Annotated in this window: 13 protein-coding genes; 4 read left to right on the top strand and 9 right to left on the bottom strand. The window is 42.7% G+C overall.

What is annotated here, in order from left to right; all coding sequences use genetic code 11:
- Positions 1-24 precede the first annotated feature (24 nt).
- Genes DBT_RS02495 through polA form a run of 3 tightly spaced genes read right to left on the bottom strand, consistent with a single transcriptional unit; the run spans position 25 to position 4,522 of the window.
- Positions 25-1,086 (bottom strand): histone deacetylase family protein, encoded by a 1,062-nt coding sequence (locus DBT_RS02495; RefSeq protein WP_067616119.1) that lies wholly within the window; start codon positions 1,084-1,086, stop codon positions 25-27.
- Positions 1,087-1,102: 16 nt separating this feature from the next.
- On the bottom strand, positions 1,103-1,846 hold the full coding sequence (locus DBT_RS02490; protein ID WP_067616117.1) for a PilZ domain-containing protein: 744 nt from the start codon (positions 1,844-1,846) through the stop codon (positions 1,103-1,105).
- Positions 1,847-1,849: 3 nt separating this feature from the next.
- Complete coding sequence (gene polA, locus DBT_RS02485) at positions 1,850-4,522, bottom strand: DNA polymerase I (protein ID WP_067616115.1); 2,673 nt, start codon at positions 4,520-4,522, stop codon at positions 1,850-1,852.
- Between the two features lie 338 nt (positions 4,523-4,860).
- Here polA and DBT_RS02480 point away from each other — a divergent pair, with 338 nt between their 5' ends.
- The 3 genes from DBT_RS02480 to DBT_RS02470 all read left to right on the top strand — a co-directional run bounded on the left by DBT_RS02480 (position 4,861) and on the right by DBT_RS02470 (position 8,796).
- Complete coding sequence (locus DBT_RS02480) at positions 4,861-6,156, top strand: adenylosuccinate synthase (protein ID WP_067616113.1); 1,296 nt, start codon at positions 4,861-4,863, stop codon at positions 6,154-6,156.
- Between the two features lie 219 nt (positions 6,157-6,375).
- Positions 6,376-7,476: a KamA family radical SAM protein gene (locus tag DBT_RS02475; protein WP_067616111.1), complete on the top strand. Its 1,101-nt coding sequence runs from the start codon at positions 6,376-6,378 to the stop codon at positions 7,474-7,476.
- Between the two features lie 123 nt (positions 7,477-7,599).
- Complete coding sequence (locus DBT_RS02470) at positions 7,600-8,796, top strand: SAM-dependent methyltransferase (protein ID WP_067616109.1); 1,197 nt, start codon at positions 7,600-7,602, stop codon at positions 8,794-8,796.
- Between the two features lie 36 nt (positions 8,797-8,832).
- Here the strand turns inward: DBT_RS02470 and DBT_RS02465 are convergent, their stop codons facing one another.
- The 3 genes from DBT_RS02465 to DBT_RS02455 are packed head-to-tail and all read right to left on the bottom strand — an operon-like array spanning position 8,833 to position 10,932.
- Entirely contained in the window at positions 8,833-10,263 is a 1,431-nt protein-coding gene (locus tag DBT_RS02465) for an RtcB family protein (RefSeq protein WP_067616107.1), read from the bottom strand.
- 10 nt (positions 10,264-10,273) lie between these two features.
- Complete coding sequence (locus tag DBT_RS02460; protein WP_067616106.1) at positions 10,274-10,714, bottom strand: archease; 441 nt, start codon at positions 10,712-10,714, stop codon at positions 10,274-10,276.
- Positions 10,699-10,932 carry a nicotinamide mononucleotide transporter gene (locus tag DBT_RS02455; RefSeq protein WP_067616104.1) on the bottom strand — a complete coding sequence of 78 codons (234 nt, stop codon included), beginning with the start codon at positions 10,930-10,932 and terminating at the stop codon, positions 10,699-10,701. The genes DBT_RS02460 and DBT_RS02455 overlap by 16 nt, the downstream gene beginning before the upstream one ends.
- A gap of 299 nt (positions 10,933-11,231) precedes the next feature.
- Between DBT_RS02455 and DBT_RS12655 the strand changes: the two genes are divergently transcribed.
- Positions 11,232-11,360 (top strand): hypothetical protein, encoded by a 129-nt coding sequence (locus tag DBT_RS12655; RefSeq protein WP_279614747.1) that lies wholly within the window; start codon positions 11,232-11,234, stop codon positions 11,358-11,360.
- A gap of 1 nt (position 11,361) precedes the next feature.
- Here DBT_RS12655 and DBT_RS02450 read toward each other — a convergent pair whose 3' ends face one another.
- Genes DBT_RS02450 through DBT_RS02440 form a run of 3 tightly spaced genes read right to left on the bottom strand, consistent with a single transcriptional unit; the run spans position 11,362 to position 13,209 of the window.
- Complete coding sequence (locus DBT_RS02450) at positions 11,362-11,922, bottom strand: isochorismatase family protein (protein ID WP_067616102.1); 561 nt, start codon at positions 11,920-11,922, stop codon at positions 11,362-11,364.
- A 10-nt stretch (positions 11,923-11,932) separates the two neighbouring features.
- Positions 11,933-12,292: a preQ(1) synthase gene (gene queF / locus DBT_RS02445; protein WP_067616100.1), complete on the bottom strand. Its 360-nt coding sequence runs from the start codon at positions 12,290-12,292 to the stop codon at positions 11,933-11,935.
- Positions 12,289-13,209 carry a divergent polysaccharide deacetylase family protein gene (locus DBT_RS02440; RefSeq protein WP_067616098.1) on the bottom strand — a complete coding sequence of 307 codons (921 nt, stop codon included), beginning with the start codon at positions 13,207-13,209 and terminating at the stop codon, positions 12,289-12,291. The genes queF and DBT_RS02440 overlap by 4 nt, the downstream gene beginning before the upstream one ends.
- Between the last annotated feature and the right edge of the window lie 58 nt (positions 13,210-13,267).

The raw sequence follows: 13,267 nt of genomic DNA, 5'->3' as shown, positions 1-13,267 counted from the left end.
GCCGTGCAGGATTTAGGTATAAAATCAAAGGTCCCAATAGCTTTTTTGCACCCCAATGGCCTTTTCTAAGGATTGTCTGGCTGCAAATGGTTGTGCCTCTTCAAGGAATTTCGTTGCATCTTTAATTACACTGTCATCCTCTTTTCTGGAAACAAGTTGCCTCAATATTGATATTACACCAGTTTTTAGACCATCCATGCTGTAGCCACCTTCTAATACAAAGAGGAGCCTTCCATTGCATGTGGTTTCAGCCATAGTGATGAGAGCTCTAGAGATTGCGGAAAATCCCTTTTCTGTTACATTCATGCCCCCCAGTGGGTCCTGCCAAAATATATCGAATCCAGCGGATACTAATATGATATCTGGTTTGAATGATGAGCAAATGGGATCTAGTAGTAATTTAAAGATGGCGGCATAGTCTTGGTCTCCACAGCCTGCTGGAAGTGGACAGTTGACAGTAAAACCCTTTGCACTGCCGGAACCCACTTCAGTATGAGCACCTGTGCCTGGATAGTAAGGATATTGGTGGGTAGAAAAATAGAGTACATTTTTTTGAGAATAGAAACTCCTTTGAGTCCCGTTGCCGTGATGAAGATCAAAATCAACTATCATGCAACGATCGAGTGAGTGGACCTTTTGACAGTAATAGGCTCCAAGGGCAATGTTGTTGAAAAGACAAAATCCCATTGCCCTGTCAGGCTCTGCATGGTGCCCTGGTGGCCTGATCAGACAAAATCCAGCCTCTACCTTTCCAGTCATGATGGCATCAATGGCCGCAAATACTCCTCCCACTGCAAGGGTTGCTACAGAAAAACTTTCCGGGCAGGCGATTGTATCTGGATCCAAGGTAGTAAAATCCTGTCTATTTTGAGTAGCCTCTATTGATTTAATATAATTGGCATAGTGATTCCAATTGAGCTCTTCAAAATTGGCCTGTCGAGGTTCGATATTTATGAGTTCATCATGGACAAAGCATTCATCTATGGCCTGGTAAATCGCCTTTAATCTTTCAGGGCTCTCCACATGAGATGGTCCTGGTATGTGGTCCATGTAACGGTTGTCTCTCACAATTCCAATCTTTTTCATTGTCCCTTTCTCCTAATCATGGCTGGTTCAGAAGCCTCAAAAGCTCTAGCTCTCTCTTTCTTATATATGAAGACAATTGATTTGTCTGGTTTGAGTCAGGGTAAAGTTGTAGCCCAATTCGGTAAATCCGTGGCCCAAATCTCCCAGGCCGCTGGATCCTTCTTATCTCTCCACCTCTTATTTCAAGGTGACAGATATCTTTTGAATTTACAAGTCTCAAGGAAAGGAAAATACTTGAAAAATGTTTTCTAAGAGAGGGAAGTTTTGCACCTTTTGGAGGCATCCATTCGATGCCAACTCCCTTTAGACTTATATCCTTAATTATGCCTTCCAATGGCTCACCCTTTTGAGGATACAACCTGATTGTACAACCACTTGGACACTGTATTCTATAAAATTCCCTACGTTCCAGTATGGCCCATAGATAGGGTCTGCTAAATATTAATGTCTTTTCCTGAGTGGCCTTGGCCTTTGCCTTAAGAAAGTTCCAGGGTTCACCCTTTCTCCTATAGGTTAAAATGACCTCCGATGCCTCTTTCCAGTCTACAGGCTTGTCCACTGTTATGGATGAGTTGTCCATGTCAATTATTATTGTTGGAGCAGACCTGTATCCAGGAGTCCTCAATTCAACCCAGGTGGCATCTCGTATCAATCTTTCTAGTTCCCTGCCTATGAGTCCAGGATTGGATGTATACTGTACCTCGTTCTTCCACACCCATCCCTTTTCTGAGGCCTTTGAACCATCTAGTGTCTGAAACATGTCTTATGCCTTAGCCTCTGCCCAGTTTTTTCCAATTCCTATATTTGCAATCAATGGTACATCGAGCTTTACAGCCCCCTCCATGATCTTTTTTACCTCTTCTTTTAATATCTCGATCTCGTCTTCGGGGACTTCAAATACCAATTCATCATGAACTTGCAGAATGAGCCTCGCTCTCAACTGCCTTTTTTCTATGAATTCATGAGCCCTTATCATGGCAAGCTTGATAATATCTGCAGCGCTTCCCTGTATAGGGGTATTTATGGCAGTTCTTTCAGCAAACTCACGAACATGTTTTAAAGGACTATTTATTTCAGGAATAAAGCGACGTCTGTCAAGGATTGTAGTTACAAAGCCCTGCTTTCTTGCGGTCTCTATGGCTTTATCCATATATTGCTTTACACCGGGATATTTTTCAAAGTATTTTTGGATAAATGTCTTGGCCTTTGATCTATCAATACCAAGCTCCTTTGAAAGTCCATAGGGACTCATTCCGTAGATGATTCCAAAATTTACAGTCTTGGCCATTCTCCGCATCTCTGGAGTTACGAAGGCAGGATGAACATCGAAGATCTCCGAAGCAGTCTTGGTGTGAATGTCTTCTCCCTTTAAAAAGGCCTCAATTAGGGCCTTGTCTTTAGAATAGTGGGCAAGGACCCTAAGATCAATCTGCGAATAGTCAGAGCTAAGGAATAACTTTCCTTCATCTGCAATGAATAAGGATCGAATTCTGAGACCATCTTCAGTCCTAATTGGAATATTTTGGAGATTGGGATTACTTGATGAAAGTCTTCCAGTAGCTGTAACTGTCTGGTTATAAGAGGTATGGATCCTGTTGGTCCTGGGGTTGATCATCTTGAGAAGACCATCTAAGTATGTGCTCTTCAATTTGCTGAGGTTTCTATACTCCAGGAGTAGATCACAAATGGGGTGTTCTTCTCTTAGTTCCTGAAGCACCTCAGTGTCAGTGGAATATCCGGTCTTTTTCTTTGTTTTTTTCTTTGAGGTCAGTCCAAGCCTTTCAAAGAGTACCTTTTGGAGCTGTTGATGAGAGTTGATGTTGAATTTAATACCTGCAAGATCATGAATTTTCTTTTCAAGCTCACTGATCTTAGAGTCAAATTCTTTGCTCAATTCTTTGGCCCCTTTTTGATCTATGAGGATCCCTACTTGTTCCATGTGAGCGAGCACGTTTATGAGAGGGATTTCTACCTTGTGAAAGAGCTCCATAAGGCCAGCATCCTGAAGGCGTTTAAATAGGATATCTTTTAAAAGGAATGTTACATGTACGTCCTCGCATGAATACCTCATGGCCTCTTCAATTGAAACTTCACTAAAATCCTTGAATTTTCTCCCTCTCATTAGTTCTTTAAAGCTTATCATCTGATGACCTAAATATTCCTTGGCCAAGGTTTCGAGATTGTGTTGACGTCTGGAGGGATCGAGAAGGTAGGAGGCCACCATGGTGTCTCCATAGACACCGTGTACCTGGAATCCAGAAGACCGAAGGACAATGATGTCAAATTTGATGTTTTGCCCGATCTTTTTTATGTTTTCATCTTTAAAAATAGGCCCTAAAACTGATTTTACAGTCTCAAGGGAGAGGTTTCTGGTCTCTTCTTTGTGGGCAATTGGGATATAGTATGCCTTAGGCGGAGAAATGGCTATTGAAATACCGATCAACCGCGCTCCTATGGGATTTTCGCTATCAGTCTCAGTGTCTATTACTACTTCCTTGGCCCTTTGGATAAGCTCTTTTATTTCATCGAGTTTTGAGTGATCTAGAGCTAGTTCGTAGTCATCATATTCGATCTTTTTCTTAGGAATTAAATCATTAAGGAATTTCTGAAATTCGAATTTTTCAAAGAGCTCTTTTAATCTGTCTATATCCCAAGGTCTTCTTTCAAATTTTTTTAGGTCGAGATCAATGGGTACATCTGTTTTTAGGCCAACTAATGCCTTGTAGACAGGAATGTTTTCTTGTTCGAGTTTTAGATTGTCCTTTAGTTTCCCTTTGGGCAGTTCATCTATTCTCTGGAGGAGCTCTTCTACAGAGCCAAAATCTTGTATGAGCTTTAAGGCCTTTTTGGGGCCAATACCCTTGACCCCTGGTATGTTGTCTGCAGTATCTCCAGAAAGGGTTTGGACATCGAGGAGTTTTTCTGGCTCCACCCCAAATCGTTCGAGTACGGCCTTTTTGTCAATCCAGTCATCTTTCATAGGGTCCCAGATCACGCATTCATCGTCCACCAGTTGCACGAGATCTTTGTCACCAGAGACAATAACCTTTTTAACCCCCTTTAATCCCTTACAGATAGTAGCAATTGAATCATCTGCCTCCACTTTTTCGATCTCAATTTGAGGTATTCCCAGGGCCTCCACTATTTCTTTTACATAAGGTACTTGGATCACAAGGTCTTCGGGCATTGGAGGGCGATTGGCCTTGTATTGTGGGTAGAGTTCGTGCCTGAAGTTTGGGCCCTTGGCATCCCAGACAACTACACAGTAGCCAGGATCTTTTTCCCTGAGCACCTTGAGGATCATATTGGTGACATTGAATATGGCCTTTGTGGGGAATCCACTAGAGGTGGTGAGGTTCTGACGAATAGCAAAGTATCCTCTATAAAGATAAGAGCTTCCATCTATAATAAAAAGTTCTTCTGGACCCTTTTTCATGTCGCTTCCCTTTACAACTTCTTATGCTTTAAGTATCCTGAGTGCGTTTGAACCTTAATCCTGCATGGTGAATGCGAGAAAAAAGCTTTTTTCTTTTTATATCAAAATGTTATCTTTTGTAAGTTTGATATTAAAAAAACAATTAGTTAGTGATTCAAGGGTAGCAGAATTTTCTCACATTTGCCACCATTCGGGATTGGCAATTTTTCCGAATATTAAAGGCGCCTATGGGTAAAGGCATAAGTTCAAGCCTTATGTGCCCTTCGACCACAATCCAAGTTCGGGAAAATTGTCAATTGCAGGATTCAGATTAAAAACTAAAGTGGAGGTAAGATAGTATGTCAGCGGTAGTAGTTGTGGGAACACAATGGGGGGATGAGGGAAAAGGCAAGATTGTCGATCTCCTCACCAAATATGCTGATCTGATAGTAAGGTTTCAGGGAGGGAATAACGCAGGACATACCTTGGTTGTAGATGGTAATACTTTTATATTCCACTTAATTCCATCAGGTATTTTATACGAGGATAAGCTTTGCCTCATTGGAAATGGAGTGGTGCTCGATCCTTCGGTCCTTATTGGGGAACTTGAAGAGCTGAAGTCGAAGGGCCTAGAGATCACCCCTCAAAGGCTTAAGATTAGCTATAATACCCACCTTATCATGCCCTATCACCGGGCACTTGATCATGCGCGAGAGGCGGCAAAGAGTAAGGGAAAGAAGATTGGAACAACAGGCCGTGGTATTGGCCCGTGTTATGAGGATAAGATTGTCAGGTGCGGTATCAAGATTGGCGACCTGATGGACCCAGAGCTTTTTAGAGAGAAGCTCAAAGAAAATGTTGAGGCAAAAAATTTCATACTTGAGAAACAGTTCGGCGCTCAAAAAATAAGTTTTGACGAGATATTAAGGGAATATGAGAGATATCGGGAAATTCTTTCCCCTTATGTAGATAATTGTTCATTTATTATTGATGAGGCTTTGAAAAATGGGAAAAACGTGCTATTCGAAGGGGCTCAGGGTACCCAGTTGGATATTGATCATGGTACGTATCCATTTGTAACTTCCTCCAATACCGTCGCAGGTGGAGCATGCACTGGAGCGGGAATTGGGCCATCTAGGATAGACAAGGTAATTGGAGTCTGTAAGGCCTACACAACCAGGGTAGGTGGCGGGCCATTCCCCACTGAACTCTTTGATGAAGTTGGAGACAGAATGCAGGTCAGAGGTGGAGAGTTCGGTGCGACCACAGGAAGAAAGAGGCGCTGTGGCTGGCTCGATGGCGTGGTATTGAAAGATGCTGTTCGGTTGAATGGGATCGATGGTCTCGCCATAACAAAGCTGGACGTTCTCAGTGGATTTAATCCGTTGAAGGTCTGCACTAAGTACAAGGGTAGGTCAGGGACCTGGGAATACATGCCTGGTACAATTAGGGAAGTAGAATCACTAGTCCCAGAATATACAGAGTTCAATGGCTGGGATGAAGATATAAGCGGGATTGATTCCATTGATGGGCTTCCTGTTCAGTGTCAGGATTATATAAAGGCTATAGAAGATTTGTCCGGGGTACCTGTAGAAATAGTCTCTGTAGGACCAGGACGCGAGCAGACCATTGTGCTCAAGAATCCTTTTGATTAAAATATAGAAAATTTTTAAATAGCTACAGACGAATTTGGGGAAACCCCATATATTAAATGCTGGCGCATTGCTCTTTATCCGCTGGTAAAGGCGCCAGCGGATAAAGAATTGTCCATGTCCATCAGCATCTGCCTGGAGAGCAAATAAACCAGTGATTAATTTAAATTCTGCATACTTCTCGTATGCTCCCAATTAGCCATATTTCAGAGTTACTGGCTTATGATCGCTTATCCTAAAAACAATGAATGGCTTGACTGGCGATGGCAGTTTAGAAATAGAGTAAAGGGCTATCATGGGCTCAAGGGGTTAATTCAAATCCCTAGGGAAAAGGAAGAGGCATTTAAGAAGCTCGTCTCAAGATATCATTTTGCAGCTACGCCTTATTATCTGTCCCTAATTGACTGGGATGCCCCAATGGACCCTATTAGGAGTCAGTGTATACCCAGTCTGGAAGAGATAGAGGTCAACGAGGCAGGTTCTACAGAAGATCCATTCCTAGAGGAACCATTTTCACCAACTCCTTGTCTCATCCATCGCTATAAGGATAGGGCTTTAATCATTTCGACAGGTCGTTGCGCAGTATACTGCAGACACTGTAATAGAAAAAGGAACTGGGGTAAAACTGACGTCCCCACTGCGGTCAAGAGAGAGTATCGGGAAAAAGCAATCAAATATATTTCAGAACACAGCGAGATAAGGGAGGTGATCCTTTCTGGGGGAGACCCGCTCTTTATGGGAGACCATTTACTCGAAGAGCTTTTGAGGTCTCTAAGAGAGATCGCTCATGTTGAAGTGATTAGAATCGGAACAAGGGCCCCAGTGACTCTTCCTATGAGGATAGACGACTCTCTATCAGAAATGTTGTCCAGGTTTAGACCCATATGGATAAATACCCACTTCAACCACCCCAGGGAGATTACGAACGAGGCAATTTTGGCTGTAGAACGCCTGATTACCAAAGGCATTCCTGTTTCCAATCAGGCAGTCTTGCTAAAGGGAGTAAATGATGATATTGAAATATTAGAGACACTTTTTAAGAAGTTACAAACTATAGGAGTCAGGCCCTATTACCTGTTTCATTGTGACCCGGTAAAGGGCACTGATCACTTTAGGACGCCCCTTTCAAAAGGTATTGAAATTATGGAGAATCTCTGGGGAAAAATTGGCGGTCTTTGTATTCCCCATTATGTCGTTGATCTTCCAGATGCAGGTGGCAAGGCACTCCTCATGCCCAATTATCTTATCGCTCTTGATGGAGGTGAAGCCATATTTAGGACCCAGAATGGAAAGATAATAAAGTATCCTTATATAGAAAATTGAGCCCAAATTATGCATGTATGAAGTATGTCAAAGGTCAAGATGGAGGTGAATAGACATACTTTTTGTCTTGCATTTTAGGGACATAATTGAGGGCTCGAAGTTTGGGGACAAAAGGAGGATGCCATGGAAGCCAAACAGGCCCAAAAGCTTTTCGAATCCCTTTTTGATAACGATGATCCGGGTATCCTCATAAAATACTGGGATGGCTCGTCTCAAAGGCTAGGGGGAGAGGAATTAAAGGCGACCATTTCTATAAAAAATCCAAAGGTCATTGATGCCATCATATCTGATCTATCTCTAGGATTTGGAGAGGCATATATGAGAGGAGAGTTAGAGGTTGAGGGCGACCTTGGAACACTCCTTTATCTAGCCTATTCAAGAGATTTTTTTTCTAGAGTGTCTTTGGGCAAAAAAGTCAGGCTCTGTTGGTTGAAATTTAGGGGCAGACATGGGATTAACCAGTGCAAGCGAGATATCAAGACTCACTACGACCGTGGAAATCAGTTCTATAGGCTTTGGCTTGACCAAGATATGAATTATTCATGTGCCTATTTTAAGACTCCAGATGATAGTCTCGAACAGGCTCAATTGAATAAGAATCTTCACGTATTGCATAAATTGCAACTTTCACCTGGAGAAAGACTCCTAGACATAGGTTGCGGATGGGGGGCACTTATTAGGATTGCTTCAGAGCGATTCGGGGCCAAGGCAGTTGGATTAACCCTTTCCCATGAACAGATGGAATATGGGAAGAAATTGATAGAGGAAAAAGGACTTCAGGATAGGTGTGAGATGAGGCTTCAGGACTATCGTGAAGTCTCAAGGAAAGAATTCGGGACCTTTGATAAATTAGTTTCTGTAGGGATGTTTGAACACGTTGGAAGGGAGAAGTATAAGATCTTTTTTAAAAGAGCCTTTGACTTTTTAAAAGACGAAGGCCTTTTTTTACTCCATACTATCTCAAGGATGAAGCCTGCAGATACTGATCCATGGATATGTACCTACATATTTCCAGGGGGCTACATCCCCGCAATTGGCCAAGTGCTTGAGGCTGCCTATGATGCTGGATTCAAACTCATAGATATAGAGGATCTCAGAAGACACTATGACCTGACCCTGGGGCATTGGTTAAGACGATTTGAGGCTGCAAAAGACGAGATTGAGGCAATGAAGGGAGAAGAATTTGTAAGGATGTGGCGTCTATATCTCATAGGATCTCAGATGAGTTTTAGGGCAGGGGGGATGTATGTGAGCCAATTTCTCTTTTCAAAGGGCGATGTCCCAGGTTTGCCATTGACACGGAAATGGATGCACTGCTGAAATCTTTTGTAAGGCCTGCAATCGTTTTGCTTGTTTTTAACCCTTGACAACGGCAAGAGGTTTCACCCTTGCAACCTTCCTGGCCAGTCCAGCATAGTGGGTAGCATCTACTACCCTTGTAACATCCTTATAGGCTTCAGGGGCCTCTTCTGCAGCCCCTCTGTAGCTAGCTGCCCTGACCAATATACCTCTATGCGCTAAAGTTGATATAATTTTTTTACCTTTCCATCTCTTTAGGGCCTGACGCCTACTCATTGACCTGCCTGCACCATGACATGCAGAGCCCCATGCAAGGGCCTCTCCCTGTTCTGTCCCCACGAGAATGTAGGAGTAGGTACCCATTGTGCCTCCAATGATTACTGGTTGACCAATTTTTCTGAAGGGCTCTGCTAGCTCTTTTCTCCCAGGACCAAAGGCCCTTGTTGCCCCTTTCCTATGCACATATAATCTCTTGAGTTCACCCCCCACCTCGTGTTCTTCTATTTTGCATGTGTTGTGGCTTACGTCATAGAGAATTTTTATCTCAGCATTTGGTAAGATGTTTTCAAAAACCTCTCTCACCAGGTGTGTTAGGACCTGGCGATTTGCTAGGGCACAATTTACACCGCATGCCATGGCCTTATAATATCTTTCGCCCTCTGGTGATTTTATGGGAGCACATACGAGCTCACGTTCTTTTATAGGTATGTTGTATTTTTTGGACGCGGCCCCAAGGATTTGAATGTAATCGGTTCCAATTTGATGGCCCAGTGCCCTTGAACCGCAGTGTATTGATATTACTACATCGCCTTCTGAAATACCAAAGACCTCAGCGGCTTTTCGGTCGAAGATTGTTTCAACCTCTTGGATTTCCAGATAGTGATTCCCAGACCCCAGAGTGCCTATTTGCCTGTACTGACGTTTTTTTGCGGTATCTGAGACACAACTGGGATCAGCACCATCTAATCTTCCCCTCTCTTCTATGTGATTCAAATCTTCCTTTGTGCCATATCCCTTTTCTACAGCCCATACAGCCCCTCCTTCGAGGACCTCATCGAGTTTTTCTGGGCTCAGTTTTATCTTCCCTTCGGAGCCAACCCCAGCAGGTATGTGCTCAAACAGGCTATCTATCAGGGTCTCTATATGGGGCCTGATTTCTTCAATGGTGAGTCCAGTAAGGAGGGTCCTGACTCCACACGATATGTCGTAGCCCACGCCTCCCACTGAGATGATTCCACCATCATCTGGGTCAAAGGCCGCCACACCGCCAATGGGAAAACCGTATCCCCAATGGGCATCTGGCATGGCCAGGGCTGCCTTTACGATCCCAGGAAGAGCTGCCACATTGGAAATCTGTTCAAAGACCTTGTCGTCCATATCCTGGATGAGATCAGTGCTTGCAAAGATACGCGCAGGCACCCTCATTGGTTCAGTTTTGAGGATTTCCCAGATGTATTCATTTATCCTGTTGAGTCTTTTGGTATCCAAGCTGTTCCTCCTATACGTCTACAACGCATTGAGCCAAAAATACGTCTCCTCTTTTTTCCACTTTGGCCTCAGTAAATGTGGCTCCCTTTATCTCAACACCTATATTGCCGATTCCAGATGGAATAGTGTTTCCAAGGGCTTCTCCCTTTAATGAAAAGGTATTGGTATCGATATCGCAGTTAAATTCAGAAAAGACCATATGATTTATATCTGCCTCTGCTATTAATGTATTGAGAAAGGCCACGAAAAGGCCTGTCAGATCAAAGGAGAAAGAGCTTATTTCTCGTCTTTGTTTGGCTTCAATTTTAGTCAAGTCATCGACCATTATCGAGAACATGGCCTTTGCCCCGTTGCTAAAGGCCTCTTCAAGGCACGTGCCATAGCCCCTTATGCCGATATCGGCACCATGTTCAAATGTTTCAAAACCACTTTTAATTAATGAATTGGCCATTTTTGCCTTCCCCATTCTATCCAGCCCCAGGTGGAAAGACCTGTAAAAATGCAGAATAAAGCGGCCTGTGCATATATTTCATGATAGAGGTCTACGATTATCCATCCGATGTTGGCCACAGTATAGACTGCAAAACCGGAACGTCTTTTTTTTATGTTAAGCACTGCCCCTACAATACTCAAGACAGTAAGAGACCATGTTATTATTGTATCCAGCATATCAATGCTCCAAACCTGCATGATGAAATCAATGCCAAAAGTTTTTTGGCTTTAAGGATTTAATTATCTCCTATTTTTGAGTGAATGGCCAGCATCTTTGCCAATTCCTCTACTATGCTATGTGACAATTATCATATTTTTTGTAATGGAGATCTACCAGTTTGATCTTTATGATAAGTCTCTTTCTTAAAACTGGATCCTAGCTGAAAATTTGACGCTCCATATGTTGATGAGAAAAACATCAGCGTTGTTGAAAAGAGAGGTTTGCCATTTCAATGCCTTAAAGGCCAGGGGCATGGATGAAAAATGGAAATTTCCTAACCCACGAAGGAACTGGTGTAGGCATAATAGAAGAGGTCAAAAGTAGCCTTTTGACCTCTATAGAAATAGCTTTTGAACTAACGACTATATTTGGTGTTGAGAAGTAACCTACTTTATATATGGCAAAAGATTTTTAAATTCTTGGGTACCAGCCCTTCCTAATAGCTCAAAGACAAAGGTCTCTGCAGGACATACCTTAAAACCCAGGGCCCTGAAGTTTTGGATTGCAATCTTTTTGTGGCGTTTGTTCCTTGAAGATACTGCGTCTTGGCAAATTGCTATATGATAGCCATGCCTTTTGCCTGAAAGCGCAGTCTGATGAATGCATATGTGGGCCTCAACTCCGGTGAGTATTAAGGTGTCAACAGAAGAGGGAAGGGCCTTTAAGGCAGAATAGAAACCATGGTTTAAAAAGGCATCAAATTCTACTTTATCTATTTCGTTAACATCTTCTAGTAGTTCCTGTAGTTCGGGCACTATTGGTCCAATTCCCTTTTTGTATTGTGTTGTAGCTATTATGGGAATGGAAAACTCTTTGGCAGCCCTGATCATTAAGGCAGTGTTTTTAATCACTTCATCTGCCTTATGTATTGCCTTCATCAATTTTTCCTGAGGATCTATAATCATCAGGGCACATCTTTTGCGTTCAATGGTCAAGTAGGCATCCATAAAAACCTCCTTATTTTTCCACTGTGATGACAGTATGGACGTTTCCTCTGGGATTAAAGTCCCCTATTACCTTTAATTTTTTAGGCTTGAGGATTTGATCCAATGCCTCAAAGATCTCACAGGTGGCTTGTTCATGAGAAATATAGCGATCTCTATATTGGTTGAGAAATAATTTTAGGCTTTTGAGTTCTACAATCCATTCATTTGGAGTATAGGTAATCTTGATAGTTGCAAAATCCGGGTATCCTGACCGAGGACACAGGCATGTAAACTCAGGAAATGATATGGATATCTCGTAGTCCCTTTGGGGACTGGGGTTAGGCCACGGTTCGAGTTTGGCCTCTTGGATTTCTTTTTCACCATATTTCATCTCTGATCCCCCTTGAATAGTGCAATAAGATAACTTACAGGGACAATCTTCACCTCTTTTTGAACTAAGGGCAAGTCCTTTTTTAAGACATTGTAAGTTTCTTTGAAAGGATGGCCAATTGCAATGGAGAATCCGTGTTGTTTTGCCAAGTTAATGAGCCTTCTAAGCTCTTGTCTTACAATGTGCTCTTTGGGCTGGTAGTCTAGAAATACCTGCCGTTCAAGGGCCGGGACCCCTAAACGAATTGCCTCTGAACATGCAATGGAATCTTTGGTAGTCCTGCTATCAATGAAAAATAGAGCGCGTTTTTTCAATTCCAGGAGCACTATATCCATCATTTTTTTTGAGGTAGTAAATTGGGATCCCATGTGATTGTTTGCGCCTTTTGCATAGGGGACCAAAGATATCTCTTCTCCTATAATCCGTATGATTTCAGCAGGATCCATATCTGTACGAAGTGCCCCTGGGCCTGGATTTACGTCCTTTTCAATAGGTTCCATGGGAATGTGAATGAGGACATCACGGCCAAGCTTATGAGCAACCTCGGCATATTTTCTGGTAAAAGGACCATACGGTAGAAAGGAGAAAGACAGAGGGGCACTCAAGTGCAAAAAAAGGTTGTCTATTTTTCCGTGGTAGCCCATATCATCAATTATAATTGCCACCAGTGGAAGGCTATATGATGAATGGGGTGTCTTAGATTGTTTTATTATTGGTGCCCTGGGCGGAGGTACAGATCTATCTTTAAAGGCCTCGAAATTCATCTTTCCTAAAGTAAACTTGCCTGCACCTTGAGGGACTATCACCAGGATGGATGCAATGGCCCCACTAAGCAGAAAAAACGCTATTAACAACAGAATAGGGACCTTGTAAGGCCTTGCTTTCTTACGAGATCCCTTCCTTTTGTGAGCGCTCACAGGGCACCCGTTCTCCTATGTAGTCGAATCTTGGATCTACAGATAGTAGATACATCAA

The sequence above is a fragment of the Dissulfuribacter thermophilus genome (assembly GCF_001687335.1).
Taxonomy (GTDB): Bacteria; Desulfobacterota; Dissulfuribacteria; order Dissulfuribacterales; family Dissulfuribacteraceae; genus Dissulfuribacter; species Dissulfuribacter thermophilus.
The sequence above is the reverse complement of the archived record's forward strand: the minus strand, read 5'-3'. Positions and strand labels throughout refer to the sequence as shown.